The 21,745-nt window shown below is 52.0% G+C and carries 10 protein-coding genes and 1 pseudogene; 10 read left to right on the top strand and 1 reads right to left on the bottom strand.

Annotated elements, in window-relative coordinates:
- The first annotated feature begins 557 nt into the window (after positions 1-557).
- The 4 genes from OHL14_RS02340 (at position 558) to OHL14_RS02325 (ending at position 7,423) form a co-directional block, all read left to right on the top strand.
- Positions 558-3,512: a phage tail tape measure C-terminal domain-containing protein gene (locus OHL14_RS02340; protein ID WP_263377695.1), complete on the top strand. Its 2,955-nt coding sequence runs from the start codon at positions 558-560 to the stop codon at positions 3,510-3,512.
- Between the two features lie 86 nt (positions 3,513-3,598).
- A complete protein-coding gene (locus OHL14_RS02335; protein WP_263377694.1) occupies positions 3,599-4,156 on the top strand; it encodes a hypothetical protein in 558 nt (185 codons plus the stop codon).
- Positions 4,157-4,600 carry a DUF6950 family protein gene (locus OHL14_RS02330; RefSeq protein ID WP_396270737.1) on the top strand — a complete coding sequence of 148 codons (444 nt, stop codon included), beginning with the start codon at positions 4,157-4,159 and terminating at the stop codon, positions 4,598-4,600. It abuts the gene before it with no gap.
- Between the two features lie 3 nt (positions 4,601-4,603).
- Complete coding sequence (locus tag OHL14_RS02325) at positions 4,604-7,423, top strand: phage tail protein (RefSeq protein WP_263377692.1); 2,820 nt, start codon at positions 4,604-4,606, stop codon at positions 7,421-7,423.
- A gap of 144 nt (positions 7,424-7,567) precedes the next feature.
- Here OHL14_RS02325 and OHL14_RS20140 read toward each other — a convergent pair whose 3' ends face one another.
- Positions 7,568-7,786: a helix-turn-helix domain-containing protein gene (locus OHL14_RS20140; protein WP_396270735.1), complete on the bottom strand. Its 219-nt coding sequence runs from the start codon at positions 7,784-7,786 to the stop codon at positions 7,568-7,570.
- 192 nt (positions 7,787-7,978) lie between these two features.
- Between OHL14_RS20140 and OHL14_RS02320 the strand changes: the two genes are divergently transcribed.
- From OHL14_RS02320 to OHL14_RS20135, 6 genes and pseudogenes are all read left to right on the top strand, one after another.
- Positions 7,979-12,457, top strand: a complete 4,479-nt coding sequence (locus OHL14_RS02320; RefSeq protein ID WP_263377691.1) for a DEAD/DEAH box helicase — start codon at positions 7,979-7,981, stop codon at positions 12,455-12,457.
- 1,743 nt (positions 12,458-14,200) lie between these two features.
- Entirely contained in the window at positions 14,201-18,802 is a 4,602-nt protein-coding gene (locus OHL14_RS02315) for an RHS repeat domain-containing protein (protein ID WP_263377690.1), read from the top strand.
- Positions 18,775-19,842, top strand: coding sequence for a WD40/YVTN/BNR-like repeat-containing protein (locus OHL14_RS02310; protein ID WP_263377689.1), 1,068 nt, complete (start codon positions 18,775-18,777; stop codon positions 19,840-19,842). The genes OHL14_RS02315 and OHL14_RS02310 overlap by 28 nt, the downstream gene beginning before the upstream one ends.
- Positions 19,843-19,896: 54 nt before the next feature.
- On the top strand, positions 19,897-20,688 hold the full coding sequence (locus OHL14_RS02305) for an RHS repeat-associated core domain-containing protein (RefSeq protein ID WP_263377688.1): 792 nt from the start codon (positions 19,897-19,899) through the stop codon (positions 20,686-20,688).
- Positions 20,685-21,071, top strand: coding sequence for a DUF2283 domain-containing protein (locus OHL14_RS02300; RefSeq protein WP_263377687.1), 387 nt, complete (start codon positions 20,685-20,687; stop codon positions 21,069-21,071). The genes OHL14_RS02305 and OHL14_RS02300 overlap by 4 nt, the downstream gene beginning before the upstream one ends.
- Before the next feature lie 380 nt (positions 21,072-21,451).
- A pseudogene (locus OHL14_RS20135) lies at positions 21,452-21,742 on the top strand (tyrosine-type recombinase/integrase); the annotation flags it as partial.
- Between the last annotated feature and the right edge of the window lie 3 nt (positions 21,743-21,745).

Below are 21,745 nucleotides of genomic sequence, written 5' to 3'. Positions count from 1 at the left end.
TATCTTAAGTTCGACAGACAAGCATTCATCATTGGGGCATCTGTACAGCCTCACTATCCTTGATCCCTCAAGGGAGACAGTCTTGTTTTCCGTTCCCCTTGGAATCGCGTACGGAATCGCATAGGGCTGAGTGTCCAAGACCATCTCTGCATTGCAGCGCAGACACATTACATCTCTTAATTCATCAGACATTTAGTTCTCCTTGTTCTAAGCATCCTACGCCCGTGGAAAGAAGATCGGGATCCAAGTACATAAAACTCATTTCAAAGGGCGTGTTCGCCTCCCGTGTTCTGCATAGTCTGCAGATCGCGGTGAGAGCTTGAGCACGCCTTCATTCTTTTAATGACTCATTAGCAGGTTCAGTCGGCACTCATGGTGCGGCCCTGCACAGAAGGCAGAGGCTCCCCATTCCCACCAAGCTTGGCACAATTTCAGTCGATTTAATAGCGAATACCGTCAGTTTCTCGAATGCCATGAGTTCGATGGGACAGTTGTCCCTGTCAACAACCAAAAATGTACAGCGCAGTTTCAACCTGATGTCTGTCGCGGCTACAACGATGGCGGCCAGTATCACTGCAAGCCTTACGGCAGCGATTGCTAAGGGTGAGGATTTCGCCTTCACCATCTCACGCATGGCTGAGATCACAGGAACGAGTACGGAGATGTTCTCTAAGCTCGCCTTTGCTGCAAAGCAATCGGGCGTGCCGCTGGATACCGTCCGTACCTCTCTGGAACGGCTGAGCAAAACTGCATACTCTGCGCAGAATGGGCAGAAGGAGGCTATTGCTGCGTATGATGCTCTCGGAATCTCGGTAAAGGACCTGCAGGGACCACTCAAGGACTCTGGAAGCCTCCTCTTAGCCGTCAGCAAGAGCCTGGATAAGTTCGGAGAAGGAACCGCGAAGGCTGGCCTAGAACAGAAGCTACTTGGACGCTCAGGTGCTGAACTCGCACCTCTCCTGAAACAGATTGCCACGGGATTCGACACAGCGTCTGAGCAAGCGACTCTCTTTGGCGTGGTCATCGGTGACAAGACAGCTGCACAGGCCAAGCGCTTGCATGAGTCCATGACGGCGTTAGAATCTGTTGCGCTCGGCTTCTCACTTAGGCTCTTGGATGGTGTCTCGCCTGCGCTCGAAGATGCTACAAACAAGATTCTCAAGTTCGTCACCAGTGGTGAAGGTATGGCTACGGTTGGAACTATTGCGACGGATGTATCGAAGGCAGTCTATGCTCTTGGCACTGGGTTCCAGCTTCTCTCTCAGCACACAACAGCGGTGAAGACGGCTCTTGAAGGGCTCGCTCTGCTCCAGGCAGTGTCAATCTTCATCCCACTCATTAATAGCGCAGCCAAGGCAGGCACAGCGCTCGATTCAATCGGTCTCACGGGTCTGAAGATGGTTAGTCGCCTATCTGGACTCAGTGCGGTTCTGCCCATACTCGCTGCTGTCTCGGCTGAACTGAAGCTGCAAGCGTTTATGGTGGCAGGCTTGGCCACCGAAGAGTCTTGGGCGACCGCTGCGACATACGCATGGGCAACATCCATGAATGCGCTGAAGGTTGCGCTCGCTGGTTTAGCTGCTAATCCTGTGACTGCGCTGGTACTAGGTCTCACTGCTGTCGGCGTGGGCTTCTATAGGATTTCATCCGCTGCGATGGCAACGGAACCTGATGCTGGGAAGTGGGCAGACGTATGGCGGGCTGGCATTCTCGGTGTGAAGGAGGACGCGAACGACCTGGTGATGGTGATCGATCTCCTCACAGGTCGGTTCACTGATCTTGCTACTCGAAAATGGGAATTCACACCCTTTCAGGGACTTGTGCAGAAGGCAGGGCAGCAGCGCCGTGGAATGTCAGATAACGAATACCGGATGTCGCACGCAGGGGACATTCAACAGAATGCCCTATCAAGTGCAGCGAAGCCCAGTGCTCCAACACTTCCGAAGGAACAGAATGACAAGATCGATCACCTCAAGCTGAAGATGGACGAGCTTGCTGCCTCGGCTCTCGCGGCTCGGCAATCGCTCTTACACGCAGGAGAAGGTGTCGACTTCTCCCGAGCAGACGAAATCGCAAAGGAATTCACGAAGACGACCATCGAGCTTGAGAGCCAGTTGAAGGCTCAGCATAAGACGCTCAGCAATGCGGACAAGGCAAGTATTTTGTCGAGCATCTCTGATCGGATAAACGCTGACTCCCAGGCCAAGTACCGCACTGAACTCGTAAGGTCCACTGAGAGCGTCCTCTCTCAGGCCGGAGCTCAGGATATTCTTACTCGCGCGGTCGGGCGGGGCGCAGATGCGGTAAGGACGGCCGCCATTGCTGCCAACGCTGCGAAGCGTGATGCCAACCAGTCAGAGGATTGGAAAAAGCTCAATGCCGGGTTGCGAGCCGACAACGACAAAGCCTTCTCTCGCGACTTTGACGCAACGAACAGAAATGCGGATGCTCAGGCACTGTCTAGTGTGCAGGCTCAAATAGACACGCAGCTAAGACTGAATAGTGCTGTCATGCAGGGGCAGACTGCCCGAGAGGAAGCGGCCCACGCTGAAGAGCAAGCAAACATCCGTAGGAAGTATGCCGACCGAGGCGATAACGATGCAATGGGGTTACTGGCCGAGCTTGACGCCAATCAGCGCCTGTTCGAACTGAAGAGGCAAGAGGCGAACCTGTCTCGCGCTGCCTCTATGGACCCGGCTGCCGCCTATCGTGACCAAGTAGAAGCCCTTAACGATGCCGCTGATGCTGCCACACGGGCAGGACAGGCCATCAATTCCATGCAGATGGCAGCCGCGAATAGACAAGCGTGGCAGTCCTACCTGGACTCAATCGACAAGACAACTCTTGCGGTGGGCTCGGCGGGGCAGGGCATGTCTCTGTTCTTCAACCAGATGAGCAGGGACAGCGAGTCGGCAGCCGAAAAGGTACATACCGTACTAGAAGGCGCGTTCAACAGCCTGAACTCAACTCTCATGAAGATGGTTGAGGGGCAGAAGACCAGCTTCGCTGATCTATTCCGTGGCATCTCTGCTGACCTTATGAAGTTGGCTCTTCAGAAGACCGAGAGCGCTGCCGCTGGAAACATCATGAATATGCTCGGCATGGGCACGCAGAAACCGGCTGCCCCTGTCTCTTCGGGTTCCTCGGAGAGCACTGCCCTGAGCGGTCTCGCACCGATCTTCTCGCTCATTCCCGGCATGAGCTTCCTTGGAGCTTTCGGTGGCCACCGTGCAACTGGTGGTGACGTAACCGCTGGTATGTCCTATGACGTAGGTGAGATGGGCCGTGAGACCTTTGTTCCTACTCAGAGCGGCAAGATCATCCCGAACAGCCAACTAGCTCGTGGTGGAGTGTACATCGGCCACATTGATGCGACAGGTTCGAATGACCCTGCTCAGACAGAAGCTGCTGTCCATCGCGCGATGAGCCACTATGGGCCTGCTATCGCAGCGAGCACGAATCACGCTTCCAGGGAGCAGAAGTTCAGAACCCCTAGTTCAAGCAGAATCTAACCGATCAACAACTGGCTGCACTCAAGCGGATGCCCTTCACTGGGTGTCCGTTTTTGTTTTGTCAGCAGATTCAAGAGGCAAAAGTAATGAGTAGAGCTTTAGATCCAGCGTTGGCAGCAGCGCTTTCAGCGGGTGTTATCGTCCCCGCCATTCTCCTGATGCTCACCTTCAAGTCAGGAACCAGATACGTGTGGAGCGGGGTAGGGAACCTTGTCTACGACGCGCAGACATATCTAGGCGTGGGCTCCCTTGGCAGCATCGGGACCATCATCGAGGGCACCGAAGTCAAGGCTGATGGCACATCTGTGAAGTTGTCGGGCATCGACCCCGTGCTTCAAGGAGAGTGCCTAACTGATATCCAACTCGGTGCGCCGGCCAAGATCTGGTTTGCACTGTTCTCAGAAGGAACCACGCTGATTGGCGCCCCTTACCTTTTGTTCGCAGGCGCTGTCGACAAACCCACAGTCATAGCCAGTCCAGGTGAGGTGACCATTTCCCTCGCGTTGGAGAACAGCCTTATCAATCTGCAGCGAGCGAATCAGCGCAGGTACACCTCCGCAGATCAACGTGAGGTCTATCCAACGGATACCGCGTTTGGTTGGGTCGAGCAGCTCCAGGATCAAGCACTGTCGTGGGGAGCGTAGATGGCGCTCATACGAAATTCTCGTTGGATACATGACTTTGACTCCTACCTCCAAACTGCTATGCGCACGGAGTTCAGTTGGGGGACACAGGATTGCTGCATGTTTCCTGCCTCAGCGATTCAGGCTTTCACTGGCACAGACATTGCAGATGACTTTAGGGGTAAGTACAAGACTCAGCTTGGCGCGTTCGCACTGATCAAGAAGGTCACTGGTGGAAGCACGGCGGAGAATGCGGCTGCATACTGCGCAACCAAGTACGGCTTGGTCGAGTATCAGTTTCCGCTATTCGCAAAGCGTGGAGACCTAGTGGTGATAGCCAACGGTGACGACCTGATCGCAGGCATCGTTCACCTAAATGGCCGCCACGTGGTGTCTGTGTCGGCTGCTGGCCTCGTGCGCCTTCCTATCAGTTCCACAACCGTAAAGAGAGCCTGGAGCGTTTAGACGATGGGAAAAGCTTTAGAAGGGGCTGCACTCCTAGCGGGTGCGGTCGGTATGGGTGTAGCTGCGTTCATGGACCCTGCCCTCGTAGCCTCACCGCTCTTTGACAAGATTTGGGCTTCGCTGATTATCAGTGGCGTCAGTATGGAGGCCGCTGCTATTGCAGGTGCCCTCACCTCCAACCGTGGGCAGAACATCACCACGAGGCAAGCCGCTTCCTATAGACAAATCATCTATGGGCAGCAGCGTGTGGGTGGTGTGACCATCTTCCGTTCCACCACAGGTGGCAGCCATAGCCAGTACAACTATGTCATCGTCCTAGCCGGACACGAGATCGACAGTATCCAGAATCTGTATCTAGACGGCCGCCAGGTTCATTGGGTCGTGGGTTCAGGTGGAAACAGCACTAGAAACGGCGTGAACTTCGGCGGCAACGCTGACAGCGGAACCTACACCGGACCCAACGGAGTTCAATATAACTTCGGCTCTGGTAACGGCTATGCTGCACAGGTCTACTGTGAGGCTCGCTACGGTGACCAGTCTCCCGGCGATGTGATCACAGGCTTGACTGCCAATGACCCTGCATGGGCTCCTGATGCTAATGGGAACTCTCCTTGGGTCGGTGGCTGTGCCTATGTGTATTTGAAGGTCGAGTACAACACCAGCCAGTTCCCCGGTGAGCCTGAGATTAGGTTCACGGTAAACGGCAAGAACAATATCTACGACCCGCGCACAAACAGCACAAAGTTCACCTCGAACTGGGCTCTGGTAGCAGCGGACATTATTACTGATCCCGTATTTGGGCTCGGCGACGCGAGCGTTAATCAGGCCCAACTGATCGCGGCTGCAAATGTCTGTGACGAGGATGTAGAAATTGCCATTGGTGGCGTTGAGTCTCGCTACACCTGCAACCATCATTACGACACTTCAACGGCTCCGGGTGACGCACTAAACATCGTGATGCCTGCAGCAGCGGGAAGAATGAGCAGGATCGGCGGCGAGTGGTATATCTGGCCGGCTTACTGGCAGGGACCAAGCTTCAGCTTCGGTGAGTCGAACCTGACGGGCTCGGTGCAGTGGACTCCGTACCGAAGCTTCAGAGACCTCGTGAACAGGGTTACCGGGACATACACGGCACCTACATATCCTTGGAACGTCACCGGCAACTTGTATGACGCCAATGGTTTCTACAACGGTCAGATTCAGAACAACTTCCCGTTCGCATGGCAGTCAACCAATTTCCCGATGTACGCGGCCGATGTGCTGCACGGGTACGCTTCTGACGAATACCTTGCACAAGATGGTGGTAAACAACTTCCACGTGAACTCAACCTGAACACAGTCATCTCTCTGGCTCAGGCCCAAAGAGTAGCGAAGATCAACCTGCTACGAAACCGGCAGCAAGGTTCCGGTCTTCTTCGGTTGAATCTCACTGCATTCCAGATGCAGCCTTGTGACACCTTCTTGTTTTCATACGGTGAGAACGGTTGGGTTGATAAGACGCTTGAGGTTGAGACCGTCAAGTTTCAAATCTCTACTGGCGACGATCAGGAGCCGCCAAGTATTAGGGCTGAGTTCAACGTCATTGAGACAGCAGCCAGTGTCTATGACTGGGACGTGTCAGAAGAGCTGTCGGTGTATGACGTTCCGATCATGGCTCAGGGGCAGTCATACACGCCTGCTGCACCCACGAACATGGCTCTGAGTTGTTCGGCAGCCACAGCTGTGATCTCCACGACTGACGGCACTGCCACACCGCGCATAAAGGTAACGTGGGACACTCCGCAGGACGTAGCCGCTGTTAATGGAACCATTCACATTCAGTATCAAGTGGTAGGAGCATCTTCTTGGATTGATGCTGGCTCGGTGAGTACATCTGTGAACCAAGCCTACATCTCTGGCGTGGTATCCGGTGTGACTTACAACGTGCAGATCCAAACTGTTCGCAACTCGGGCGCAACTTCGCCCTGGGTCTCGGTCAATGGCTTCACGGCCGGACTTACTCTGAGCTCACAAACCAGCGTGGGTATAGGAATAGGGTCGCTCGTCGCAGACGGATACTCAAGCGGAAACGCAGGTATTGTCTGCACTCCGTTCACAGCACTGATTGGCCAACTGTCCCTCAGCATCTTTACCTCTGGAGAAGTCACCCTATTGGTGGATGGAACACTTGGAGGGTCAGGAGCAGCACTCGCGCAGCAGACGCTCTACTACGTCTACTATGTTGACCCGACGATTGCTGGTGGCAATGTCACTCCGATTGCAACTACGAACCAGAGAGACTTCCTCGGTAAGAACGGATATTTCCTGATTGACAGCATTGTGACGCCTTATGCGAGTTCAGGCGGGTCAGGCACGAGTTCCCGTTACTACCCGTTCTCCGGTGTAGATGCAGGGTCAAGAACGACTGCGAACCCGACAGCCGCTTACGACACGAACCTGAGTACCTTTGCTTCAATCTCAGGCTTTGCATCGTCAGATACCTCCTCCGGTATCGACCCGACCTACGGTGATTTTCTAGTGGGTGGCTGGCAGACTGGTTCCAGTACGAGTGCCAGCACGCTGGTGATTATCCTTGCTGCTCAAATTGATCAACTCGGTGGCGGTTCGGGTGGTTCAGTGGTCGTTTACACAACCATAGGGACCACGAGCTCAACTCTGGTCACACTTAGTGCAACGACATCGAAGACCACTTATACAGCTACGATTCCTGCTGGTGTAGATCGCAGCACTGTTGGCGTGGAGGTGTCGGCTACGCCGGGAACACCTGGTAGTCAAAACTGCTCTGCTTCGGCAAGTCTCTACGAAACTTACATCCAGATTTAGTATGTGTTGATAGAAGGCCGCCAAAGACTATTGCCCGCTCTGTGCCATCTTGCTCGAAGGGTTGGTTCTTACTCTTGCACACTATTCATATCTGCCCCTCATTCCAGAACATCGGTTTGAGGGGGGTTTTTTCGTTTGGAAGTTTTATTCAATTCGAAAGTCCCTTGGAATGATGGTCTGCGTTTCTAACCATTTAGCAAGTATTCGGGGCTCAAAGCGCTTTAGTGACCCAACACAAAAATAGGGAATCTTGTTATTGCGAATCATGGCATAGAGCTTGCCCTCAGAGCAGCCTAGAAGCTCAGCTGCCTCGCCCACCTTGAGAGCAGTCTTGTGAGCAGCGATGCGTTCAGGAAGGGTCATTGTCGAGTAATCCCGGGGTCCGATGCAGCTTTGTCAATACGTTTAATCGCGGTTGAAGTGGCTCTCCGATACATCAAGCTTCTAATTCTCTTACGATGTTGGCTGACCCCGAGAACGCCGTCAAGCATCATTATTTTCAATGACATAGGGGTTCATGCTGCATCTCGACCTAACCAGTTTCATTTGTTCCACTTGATCGCCGCCAAGCCGGCACTTCGCTGCTCTGGTGCAAAGCAATTAGTTTGCGGCCGATGGCAACAGACCATTCGTTCTCAAGATGTCAGCCGCTTCAAGAGGTACTTGAGTGGCGACCGCCAGGCTTCGTCTGTCGAAGGTGCTACATTCAAGGGATTCCCTGTACAGAGCAGACGGTCAACCATGGAATCTTCCGCAATCCGCGATCTTGCCAAGAGTGTTTCAAGCTATTTCCTCAACTATCTCGAAACTGACTTTAAGAAACAGCAGACGCCAGGCAGACGGCTTCAACTTCAGCGGGAGGGTGGCCTCCGGGTTGGCCTGAGCCTCTCACGTTATGCGCATCTGAATAACGCGTTCTGGAAGGCGCTTGAGAGTCCGGCCTCGGAACTTGAGCCAGTGATCGTCAGCCGGCGAGCCTTCACCACCACACTCTCAGACCGGTTCCGTGACTCTGTTGTGCGAAGCGTCCAGGCCATACCCTCCGAATCTTACGCACTAGTCCGTCAGCAGGTCGTCGGCTGTGCCGAATCAACGATTGCAGAGTCTGAATACGCTGACGGCTGGGTCATGGAGATGTTTCGGACAGCGGCCAACGAAATCTGCGAACGCATCGTTCATCCGCTACTGAGCGTCCTAGATCCTGTTCTAAGGCGGGACGCGCAATCCCTTCTCGAAGCAACCTATGACCTCGAAGGTGAGCTGACCAACATCCTGTTGCAGCCACTGAATGACGACTTGTCCACTGCCCTCTACACGATGGCCTCCACAAGAAATACTGAAGCCTTGTGGGAGGTGATGACGCGTCTCTTCACGCGCGAGCACTCCTCTACGGTACTCGTAGATTACTTCGAAACCTTTGCGACCGCTGACGCATATGTTGATGTAAAGCAGCTGGTCGCTGCCTCCAAATCGCGCGAGAATCTGGATATTTATCTGTACCTTGGAGTTCTGCGTTTTCAGAAGAATACGTTTCCGCTCTTTTACATCCCGCTAAGCGTCGAGATGGACGAGGAGACCACGAAGTTCAGAATTTCTTTGAAACCACAGGTTCTGGTTTATAAGCGTGCTGTCGATTTTGTTCTTCAGGAAACTAGTAGTCGTAGTGATTCGTCATCACCGATCAGTGAGCGTATTCTGCACGCTGTTGGAGAGCAGACGCTGATGAACCTGCTTCACGTACCCACAACTCAGGTGCTCTCGGCCTTACGGCTGCCACCGGAGTTCGAAATCAGCCATGAGCAAGGAACTGCGGCCGAGAGTCCTCTATATAGTTTGGAAAGTTCTCTCCACCTTGCCGTTTACGACAAGAGCGATGAATCCCTACTGAATGACTATGAGGAACTGCTGACAGCCGCTCGTGGTGCGGGCGGACCAGTGTTGGATCTCTTCGAAGGAATGGTGAAATCCATCATTCTCGATGATCCCCAGTCTGTAGACCGTAAGATCAGCGACGAATGGGATTTGAAGGGCATATCGGAGCGGATGGTCCAGTCCTCTCCCATCCCAATCAACGAAGAGCAAGCCAAGATCATTGCAGCGCTCAAACAGCCAGAGTGTCGATTCGTGCTGGTGGAAGGTCCTCCTGGTACTGGCAAGTCGCACACGATCTCTGCAATAGCATTCGACGCCATCCTTTCTAAGAAGAGCGTACTCATCCTTTCCGACAAGAAGGAGGCGCTAGACGTAGTTGAGGACAAGCTAGAGCAGACACTCGCAGGAGTTCGCCCATCCGGACTCGACTTCCCAAATCCAATCCTCCGTTTAGGCAAAGAGGGCAATAACTTCCGAACTCTGCTTCAGGGAGCAACCGTCCAGCAGATCATGGATTTCAACCGAGCAGCCAGGACACGAGAGGGAGCGATCAAGAGTGAGCTCGAAACTACTTTGTCTGAGCTCAAAGGGGAACTGAATCAGACAGCCACCACACTGTCGAAGATTGAGCTCAAAGTGATTCGGGATCTTCAGGCGCAGGAGAGATCATTGGAGGACCTCTCACCAGGGGTGACATCTCAAATCCGTTCAGCTCTTCCAGCTACCAATAAGAGGTCTCTAGCCAATTGCCTTAGCCATATCCCTGCTGATGCAGAACAGCAGATCTGTAATTTGCTAGAAGATATCGAAACGGCTGACTTGAAGCAGATCATTCGCTGTGCTGAACCCTTCGAGTATGCCGCCAAGCTCTGCAGTGAGATCGACTGCTCTTCCATTCGCGAATTCCAGCATCTGTCCATTGAAGATGCGACACGGCTGAAAGCAAGTACAACTGAGATAGAGAGACTCAGGCGTCCGCTAATCGGATACATGTTCCGAAAGAAAGATCTGGACCGCCTGACCCAGCGAATCCACTCTGAGTTTCTGCTGAAACACACCTTGAAGTTCCCAGGTGATCTGCGCACTCTGCAGCAGGCGGAACTCGCTCTCACTCAGATTGCAGCCCGCTGCAAAGCTGCCAAACAGGATCCAGATCAGGTTGTTGAAATTCTGCTCAGCCAAGACGGCGGTGTTGGCATAGGGGCGCTTGCATTGCCATTGCGCGAGTTCAATACACTTTTTTCGGGTCGGGAAGCTAAGGGGATGATTTTTGAACTGTCCCGTTTCCACACAAGGGAGGCCTACGCCACGTTCCTGCTAAAAACGATTAGTTACGCGTCGTCGTTCCAGGGATTGACCGCCGAATTCAGCAGCGTGCCCGAAATGGATTTTGTAGGTAGCCGAACAAAAATTGAGCAATTGTATTCAACGCGGATGGCGAACGAGATTGACGGACGCTTTCTGAGCTTCGTACAGCAGCATCGCGCGGAGGCCAAGGCACTTGGCGCCGTTATCAAGGCTCGGCAGAAATTTCCGGAGGATCGCTTTGATCTTTTGCGTTCTGCGTTCCCGGTCATCATCGCATCGATTCGTGAATTCGCAGAGTATATGCCTCTGATGCCTGGATTATTTGACATCGTGGTGATCGATGAAGCATCGCAGGTCTCGATTGCACAGGCGCTGCCTGCAATACTGCGCGCCAAAAAGGTGGTGGTTCTTGGCGATGCCAAGCAGTTCTCAAATGTGAAGTCATCACAGGCCAGCAATGAGCTGAATCAGCAGTGCAGAAGCGATCTTGAAAAACTGTTTCGCAAGAAGGTGTCAAGCGATGCAAGCAAGTTGCAGCGCCTCGCAATGTTCGACGTGAAACGATCTGTGCTTGAGTTTGTGGAGTCGTGTGCAAACTACAAGACTATGCTTCGCAAGCACTTCCGTGGGTATCTTGAACTCATCTCATTCTCTTCGCAGTATTTCTATGGCGGTACTCTACAGGCAGTAAAGATCCGTGGTCGTGCGATCGAGGAAGTGATCGAGTTTGCCGAAGTACAAGCGGAGGCAGAAAAAGAGAATACAAACAAGGCGGAAGGGCAGTACATCCTCAGCCGCCTACGGCTGCTACTAGCCGACGAAAAGCCAAGGTCTGTGGGTGTCATCACTCCTTTTCGTCAGCAACAAATCGAACTGCAGAAGCTGTTCTCCTCCGATGTGCAAGGTTCTGATTTCGAGTCGAAACTCCGCCTGAAGGTTATGACGTTTGATTCATGCCAAGGAGAGGAACGCGGCATTATTTTTTATAGTCTTGTCGCCTCTGAGCATAGTGATCGGCTGAGTTGGATCTTCCCACCATCGCTAGAAGAGGCTGATGCCCAAGTCGAGGACAAACTGCGAATGCAACGTTTGAACGTGGGTTTCAGCCGAGCCCAGGAGAAGATTTGCTTTGTGCTTTCCAAGCCGATGGAGCAGTACAAAGGGAGTATTGGACGAGTCCTGCATCACTACCACTCCATATTGACGCAAAAGGGCATCGCAACCGCGTCCGAAACAGATAGCAGTTCACCGATGGAACGTCAGGTGTTGGAGTGGCTGAAGTCCACACGTCTTTTTCAAAATCACGGCGATTCTATTGAGTTGCGTGCACAGTTTCCCATCGGAGAGTATTTGCGACAGTTGGACCCAACGTACACCCATCCGGCCTGGAAGACAGACTTCCTGCTCTTGGTGCCTACGAAATCAGGACGGACCGTTCAAATCATCATTGAGTATGACGGGTTTGAATTCCACTTTGGTGATCACGAGATGATTCACGCAGGTAACTATGATCAGTACATGTCCGAGGCTGATGTGGAGCGCCAGAAGACCTTGGAAGGTTATGGGTACAAGTTTCTGCGCCTGAACAGATTCAACTTGGGTGAAGATCCTGTAGTCACATTGTCGGAGCGCTTGGATAAGCTAGTCAGGTCCGCCGATGTTCAGGCGAGAGCGGTGTCTTTGGATGCAATCAGTTCTACAGTCGAGGCACTTCAGAATCGAACAGCTAAGGAGTGCAGTAAGTGCCTGAAGGTGAAGGACCAGAGTGCATTTTTTGACAAGAGCCTCGCAGGCGGCGGAGGTGGATATGGACGGATCTGTATGCCTTGTAAGCAGAGCAGTCGCTGGCGTTAGACGCTAAATGAATGAGCGATGGGAAAATCATCCGCAGACTAGAAGGCCGACGAACACGGCTGCGGTTCCATGCGTACTGGGTCGATCTACGCACAATCTGTAACTCACACACGTTATAGGAGCCCTAAAGGCCAAACAGCTTATCCCGCAGGTCACTTATACAAAACGGACACAAATTACGGGCCTTAGATCGCTCGATAGGGGATCGAAGCTGGCGACGTGATCCCTAATTTGACCGATTCTCGGGATTGCGCACATGGTTTCCTAGCCAGACAGAGACCTGACCAGTTCAAAATGAGAACTTTTATGGCAACTAGATGTTCTTTTGAAAGATGTGCGGAGAAGGTGATCGCTGTGTTTCAGGTGATGGTGCCAGCAACACTCAATAGATGACCTCTGTGCCAAGATCCGAGCAGGAACGTCGTGTGATTTCTGGAAGATGAAGGAGAAGGACGAGTAAAGACGGCGTTTGAAGAGAGCACGACACCTGAACTCAAGCGAATGGGCCGCCCTCGGTTGAGGGCATACCAAGGCAGCCCTACACGTTTGGGGAGGGGCTTTGTACTTCATTTGTGAGGTAAAGGTTGTCTGGGCAGGTACAACTGAAGGCGGTTCAGTACGCACCTGGACACAGCAGCATCGCTTCAACAATGCGTCACCCTTAATTCCCCTCCCCCCCCCCCCCCCCCCCAATCACAGGTCTTAGATGCCATGGCGATGTTGAGTCATAAAGCTGCTTAAGCGCTCTTATGAAGGTCAACAAGACGACTCCCTCACAAAAAGGCATGGACGCTTGCTTCAGATTAAGAATTCCCGCCGGACCGCATGAATTGATCCGATTAAAATAAAAGGCATTGACAACAAAGAGGCTGACGCGAGATAGTCAGACGTTCCTCAAGTCGATTGCTTGCACCGGAGAGCTTCATGCGTCGTGTTAGACCCTCTTTCTTGGCAATGCTGTTGAGCCCGTTAAAAACAAGTCACGCGAAGACCTTCAGGTGGGAAGATGGAATTTCCGCTAGCAGAATCATCTTGCGACTCTGTTCCCCTCCCTTTTTGGCATGGCTTAGAGTAAGCAGCTACTCAGTTGTACTTAGTGTTGTTCGCGTGGCCACTCTGGCGCTAATGCTGCGTTCTCCGTCCCTTCTTTGGGGACAGCAACCCGAAACTAATATAGGAAATGCGCCCGCTATTCCAACTCTAGGAGTGGGTCACTCCTATGAAGGTCTCCTAAATGAGACTGTGAATCCCGCTGATGGCACGGTGACAATCAACATCCCAATTCCTCTCCCGGCCAATCGTGGCACTCAGATGCCATTTTCAATTCAGTATAGTTCGAGTAACTCTTCTCGTATGTACTCAGAGACCTTTCCGAGTGGCGTTACTCAACTCGCATATACGAATAACCAGTCGCTGACCCGGAAATACGGATGGTCGTATACGCTCCCTACCTTGTCCGTGGAACTAGGCGAACGTTACATGGATAATATCGGTAACTCTGATAGTGGACCCGTGCCAGCATATTGTTATTACTATTCGGGATTCAATTTCAATGATCCGGCGGGCGGGAGCCATAGTAGTGTTCTCGGCATCGTGGGTGGCTCGAATAGCGCAGCAATTAATTGCAGCGGTGGCGGAAATCTTAATTCGCAGAGGTACGACCAACCGGACGGGTACCTAATGACGCTCAGTCCTACGATGGCTGGCCCAAGCGCAGTGTCATTCAACGACAATGCTCCGGGGATGACCGCTCGTGTATCTGATCCTCATGGGACAATTTACGCCTTTGATTATTCGAACCCGCACCCCGATCCCATAAATAATGGCTGGATCTATTATCCAACATACGTAGAAGATAAAAATGGAAATAGGCTCACGCTAGCGGATACGACCGCTGCACATCAGCAATTCACGCTTACAGACGATGTTGGAAGGACTGCCTTATACATCAACGGCTTCGGCTCAACCGGGGACACCGTCTCGGTATCGGGTTATGCACAGCCTTACACGATGACCTGGGATCCTGGCAACACTCAACTAACGCCAATCAACGTAGACGTCAACTACATAAGCTCGGTTCCCGCGAGTACCAGCTTCTGCATTGCATCCGGCTCTGGGCCGCTTCCTAGCGTCGGCAAGGGCATTACGATGATTACGTTGCCCAACCAACAAGCTTATGAGTTCCAGTACAACCCGGAAGGATATTTGCAGCAAATAACATATCCTGGCGGTGGTTACGTTCAATACCAGTGGAACACATTTGATGATGACCATTACGAGGAATACCAGCTCGTTCCTACTCCATTTGCAAATGGCGGTTCCTGGGGTAATTCGGCAACCTGTCCATATCGAAGAGGCAGTTATAACTTATCCCAGCGTACGGTTAGCTATGACGGTAAAACAGTTGCGCTGACTCAAACTTACAACTACACCACTCATTGGCCTTCAGCATATTCGATTACATGGGACGCTAAAACAACCACTGTTATAACAACTGATAACGTTACAGGCTTGTCCTTTGCAACAGTCTATAACTATGTCCCAGGCGGCTCTTATTTCGTCACCTCACGTCTAGACCAAGCTAACTTTTCGGTTGCTCCAGTCGCGCGCTTGGAGGCGGAAGTTGATACCTATTCCAATACGTCAACGTCGAACACACCGCTCGTGGCGGTCAAAGAGACATGGTTTAACAATCTAGAGCGTTTCTGTAGCATCAGCATTGAAAATGGCAGCCTGATTTCGGGCGCTTTTACAACGTGGGCGTGGCCTACAATCCTGGCGGACCAAAAGAACTATGACTACGGACTCTTGAATGCTAATTCTTGCGGTAGCGGAGTCAGTCCTGGCGATACTTCGGGACTTCCAACCCCTACTCAAGAGACCGCATACAACTATCAAAGCTTCACACCAAGCCCATTTCTCTATCCGGCTACCAATCAAGGTATACCCGTGAACCCTCCGCTCTCTGGCTTACTTGATGCGCCCTGTGAAATTGTGAGTAGCGCTCAGGGCGGTATGATTGGAGAGACGGACTACTATTACGATGGAGGAACCGCACTTTGTGCTGCCGTCGGAGCTCCAAATACGGTTTCACTGTCTAGTACTAATCATGATGAAGTTAACTACGGACCTACGGGATCCGCGGCTCGGGGCAATATCACACAGATCGTTCGGCATTGCTTCATTGGCTCTGCGACATGTTCTAGTGGAAACCCAACGACGACCATTGCTTACGATGAAACCGGAAAGATTAGCTCGATCACAGATGCCTGCGGCAACGCGGCTTGCGCTGACGTAAATGGTAGCAATCACACGACGACGTATAGCTACACGGACTCACCCTCAGGTAGTAACTCAGCAGGAAACTCGAACGCCTATCTTACATCAGTAACAGATCCCTTAGGCCACCAGAGGACAGCCAAATATAAGTACACTACAGGCCAGATATCGTCAAGTACGGATGCCAACAAGCAAACAACCTCTTATTTATATAATGACCCTCTGAATAGACTTACCGAGGTCGATTTTCCTGACCAAGGGAAAACGGATTTTAATTACAACGACCCGGCACTGGCCGTCACGTCTACCAAGCTTGCAAGCACGGATAATTCCGAGCCAACTATTGTCACGATCACCACAGCTGATTCAATGGGGCACGTACTAAATTCAAATACCGCGAATGGTGCGATTGAGGTAGATACCACTTTTACCGGGCTCGGGCAGGTTGCATCTGTAACCAATCCTTATAGCTCGGGTGCAACTCCTGTCAACACCGTATACAGCTACGATGCTCTGGGAAGAAAAACACAGAAGCAGAATCCCGATCTAACGATCCAACAATGGTGTTATGACAACAATCCGACGAGTGGTCAGGAAGTCTGCAAACCTCTCGGTAGCAAGTCGAACTTCTCGTGGGTCGATTACTCGGACGAGGCCGGTAATAGCTGGCAGATCGCGAATGACGCTTTCGGTCGCACAGTTCAGGTGCTAGAGAATGCCAGCTATTCAAGTGTTTCGGCGAATGTTGCGCGAGCTTCAATCCGGCCATGCGGAGCAGCTTGCCGTCCAGCGCCTTCAACAACAGGCCTGCTGACTGCCTATTCCTACGATGCCTTAAGCAATTTGCTCCAGGTGAATCAATTCGGAAACGCCGGGAGCGATATTGCAAGGAATAGAAGCTTTACCTATGATTCGTTGTCACATCTCCTCACATCTCAGAATCCAGAGACTGGAACAATCTGCTACGGGCAGTGGAGCGGTGGTTCTGTTGGCTCGGGATCCTGCGATAACGGATACGACGCGAATGGAAACCTCAGCTATAAAACTGATGCTCGCGGCATAAGCACTGCCTATTCATATGATGCCCTCAACCGTTTGGCTAGCAAGACATACAGTGACGGAAGCCCGATTGCCGCTTTTGGGTACGACGGGTTCAACGAGAGCGGAACACCCCTTAACAATCTGGGGTTGAATTCTCAAAATTCTGTCGGTCGAATGTCCATTCAATCAAATGAACAAGGCGCTGGTGTTGTGTACTCATATGATGCGATGGGCCGCGTGGTTGAGCAATATGATGTGGTGCCGTCTACACCGCAAATGGGTTGGATACCAATATCAGCTACTTATGATTTAGCGGGTGATCTTCTTTCATTAACATATCCCGATGGTAGGATGATCTCGCAAACACTCGATAGCGCAGGGCGCTTGTCATCCGTCAATTCAACAGGTTGGTCTAATGCACCCACAACTCCTTTAGCCTATCTGACTGTGAGCAGCTACGATGCAGCCAATCATGTCACGGGGGCGAGTTTTGGGAATGGAGTCCAATTCAATGCCAGCTACAACAATCGTCTTCAACCTAGCGGGCTTTCCTATGTGAATCCGCTCAGTGGTGGAGTTTACTGGGGACGCGGCTACACATGGACGCCCAATGGCAACTTGAGTCAGACAACAGATCAAGTTCTGGGAACCAATCGGCAGTTCGGCTATGATTCCCTAAACCGACTGACGAGTGCTCAGGATGTAGGAGTAAGCGGCGGTTTGAATGAAATCTATTCATATGATTCGTTCGGCAATATTGAGCAGAGTGGAAACTTCGGATTCACTACGACCTACACTGCATCAAACCAGTTGTATGGTTATTCTTACGATGCTGCAGGGAACTTATTGAGTGATGGTTTGAGCAACTCGATGGCATACGACGCGAACGAGCAGATCGTAATGCTGAATGGGATAACCTATACTTATTTGCCGTCAGGCGACCGCATCGCGAAATCAGGTTCAAATGCCACGGGTTATTTCGAATTCAGTGGTAAACCTGTCGCACGATACTCTGGGGGTCAGTGGACTGATTTAATCAGCGGACCCAATGGGCTTATCGCCGAGGTCACTGGATCAGGTCAACCTGTTTATCGAATGTTGGATCACCTCGGAACCGAAATCGGTCAGTTGGACTATCAGGGTAACCTTTTAAGCAGTGTAGACTACGCTCCCTTTGGACAGTCTTTCAATGGAAGCGACCAAGATCCATACAAGTTCACCGGCAAAGAAAGAGACGCGGAATCTGGGCTCGACTACTTCGGAGCCAGGTACTACGGTTCGAATATGGGACGAATGATGTCACCCGATGATTTCGTAAACGATACGCATACCAGTGATCCTCAATCGTGGAATCTGTATGCCTACGCACGGAACAATCCGCTGCGCTACATCGATCCAACTGGCGAGATTGTCGAGAACACAGATGACCCTAACCACAAGCTGACGAACGCCCAAATGAGCGCTATAGCCAAAGACCTCCAGCAGAAGACTGGTCTCAGCAGTATTGCCTTCGACAAGAATGGTCAGTTGGGCTACGACAAAGACGAAACTGCGAACGGCGGATCGGCGGGACTCCGCGATCAAATCACTTCAGCCATTGATAGCCAGGCTAATGTGTTCAAGCTTGCTGATTACTCAAATGATCCAAAGCTCAATTTCATGGACAGTGACGCCGGGTCCATGAACGCAAACTCAGGTCAAACAACATACAACGTACGGATCGACTTCGCAGATTATGCAAATGCGGCAGGACAGAGCGACAAGCAGGCAATGGCCGCATTCTCTTTAGGGTTGGGCGTTTCGCACGAGATCGACCACAAATTCCCGGTGTACAACCCGCGCGACACGGGGCCAGGTGGGGTGATTGACAACGTGAATGTCTTTCAAAGGCAGCTTGGACTCGCAACGCGCGACATAAATGTCCACAACATAACCTGCCCGTCAGGTACATGCAGTATCCCTTTCCATGATCCGGGTGGAAAAGAAAGGACTTTGAGATGGCAACTAGAGAACAGTCGGCGATGAAAGACATCGCAATGTCCGGCTACAAGTTCGTGATTGTGGCTCTCTCTTGCGTGCTGCTCTTCTGTAGAGCCGCTTCGGCGAGCCCTAATCTTGACCTGCATAGGGTCAGCTTTTCCGATTCGACGCACGGAATTCTTCTGACCACCTCGGACACGGAATCTTTAGTCCTATCGACCGTAGATGCAGGTAAAAACTGGCGCATCGTTTACAGAACCACAAAGTTCCTGAAATCGCTGGCTTGGGCAGATCACGCTCAGGGATGGATTGGAGGAAACGAAGGATTGCTTCTTGAAACGGAAAACGGTGGCGTTTCATGGAAATCAATTCCTAGTGGTACCGAACGAAATATCAACGCGCTTCTCTATGACGGCTCGTCGCTATTTGTTGCGGGAGACAAAGGTACTTTCATGAAGTCGGAGTCTCCGGGGACAGCGTGGGAAAAGATCAGTCTTCAAGGGACGCAAGATTTAGTCGCAATTACACGCGGTGCCACACGACTATTCGCCCTGAGCAGAGGGTCGATATCTTTTTCGGACGATGATGGGCGGACGTGGAAATCTCTCCCGCCTCTCAGGTGGGAGACGTTGATCGATTGCGCTTTCTTCAGCCCGACTGAAGGGGCGTTATCAGGCGGGGTTGCGCTTCTCACCGCTGATGAAGGGAAAACCGCTATGCCTGTGAAACTCCCGATAAATGGCAGTGCGGGACGCATGTTGATCGAAGGAACAAAGTCGCTCTTCCTGCTCGTTGGTTCAGCCGAAAGCGGTGATGCCGTAGAACTAAACCCTGGACGGTTGAGTTCTACCTCTGCGATTGTGAAGAGCGTTGATAGAGGCCGCTCCTGGATATCCGTGTGGAAGGTGGAGGGACAAACTGTTCGAGTCGGATGGCTCGAAGATATCAGTGCGATGGAAGACGGGAAAGTCGTTGCAGTTGGAATGGCTGGATTGATGAATACCAGTCTGGACGACGGGAAAAGCTGGAGATCTTGTCATTTGACGAGCGTTGGGAGATCACGATTTCATTGCGTGGCCAAATAGCGAACCTTTCGCTATGACGGGAGTACCTTTCAAGTACGATTACACTTTGAGTTTGTGTATTTGTATCGTTTCAAAACGTCCAGGTTCACCGGCAAAGAAAGAGACGCAGAATCGGGACTCGACTACTTCGGGGCAAGGTATTATGCCAGCTCGATGGGAAGGTTCATGAGTCCCGACTGGGATTCGGTTCCGGTAGCAATTCCGTATGCAGTTCGAACGAATCCACAGTCATTCAACCTGTACGGCTACGTTGGCAACAATCCTCTGAGCAGAACCGATCCGGACGGTCACTGTACGAACGGCGGCCAACGGAAGGGTTTTTTCTGGTGCCTCTTCAACGATTCAGATCAGGACGCGGCGCAGGCTCGCCAGAATCTTGCTCTGTACAAGAACATTTCGATTAATGGCAAGACTCCGGCAGATGCAGCGAGGGGGTTGAGCAACACTCAGACCGTTCAATTGGAACGCTCTGTTTTTAACTACATCTCGTCTAAGGCTATGAGCTCGCCGGGGATGATGATGGGGCTGGCACTCGTTCCTGGTGCAGCGGAGGAGTTAATACCTGCGGAGGCAGCTGCAGCCAGTGAAGCGGCGGGAGTCGCAGTGCAAGCTACTGGTGATCTTGCCAAAACACCTGGAGGTAGGGTACTAAGTGCTCATTACCTCAACGAGACTGGACCAATTAGAAACATTCCAGGCAGCGTGGTAGATGAAACGATCGATCATGCGACATCTGTTCAGAAACTTGAAGACAGGACTGTATACTACGACTCGAAAAATGACGTAACCGTAGTCCAAAGCGACACTACAGGCAAGATTATGAGCGCACGAAAAGGACAGCCATGAAGAACGGCATGAAATTCTTCCCCAATGCTGCGATTGGTGATGGAACCCTCTCCATCCGATTTTCGGACGGATCTCCCTCCCAATCATTCGAAGTAGGGTTCAGCACCATTGACTTGACCGCTTTTGGCGAAGTGATCGGGGTGGAAGTGCTCGATTGGCGTCGTCAGCTCTCCGGCGGGGTGCTCTATGGTCCAGCGGCGTGCGGGCAGGTTCGATGGTCCTATGATGAGGAAGTCGATGCGTTCTATATTCACCTCAGGGAAGGTCGCGGTCAGATTCAGATGTCTGTTGTCTGTAGAGTAGGCCTCGACCCCGATCGACGCGTGGTGCTCTTGGAGGTTCCGATCCCTTGCCTCAACCCAAGCGAACACGGCATCCGTTGAAACGCATGCTGCCTACTGCATCGGAAATAGGGTGACACGTTACCCCACCCAATGGGAGCTGTAAGCAATCTTAGGCTGCTTCCTATGAACGGTGAAAGCCCTCACTTTGATGGGTGAGTGCTTCTTGCGCATAAGGGGTATCGTGCTCTGGCACTGATTTTGTGAAGCGATGATCGAGTGCGTTACGATGTTTCCAGCTAAGAGATGCAGCGATGCGTATGTCCAGCGATACGCAAGTGAGGATGCTGCTTCAGGAATAGGCATCCCGCCAACGAAAGAGCTGAAGAGCTAATAACAGCCGATGATTATGTGTGGTTGCATTATGTTCGTTGCTCTTTAGTGGTGGCGGCTGTCTGTAATTTCCTGCTCTACGAGCTCGGGCAATCCTCCTGCTCCTTGCAATCTACGGTCTCAGGAGTGGCGAAGTCGCACAGTTGCAGTTGAGTGACTTCGACTGGCGCAATGACACCTTCATGGTTCTCAGGGCTAAACGTGGAGGCATCCAGAACATCCCGATACAGTATGAGGTTGTTGAAGCGATCATTCAGTACCTTCAGCGTGGCCGACCGCAATGCACCCGTCGCGACCTATTTGTGAACTTTCGCAAGCCCATTAGCCCGTTACGTCCAGATAGTATGTGGCGGGTGGTGAGCGAGCAAATGCACAAGGCAGGC

Source organism: Granulicella paludicola (assembly GCF_025685545.1).
GTDB classification, from domain to species: domain Bacteria; phylum Acidobacteriota; class Terriglobia; order Terriglobales; family Acidobacteriaceae; genus Granulicella; species Granulicella paludicola.
This window is presented reverse-complemented; position numbering and strand designations above follow the sequence as displayed.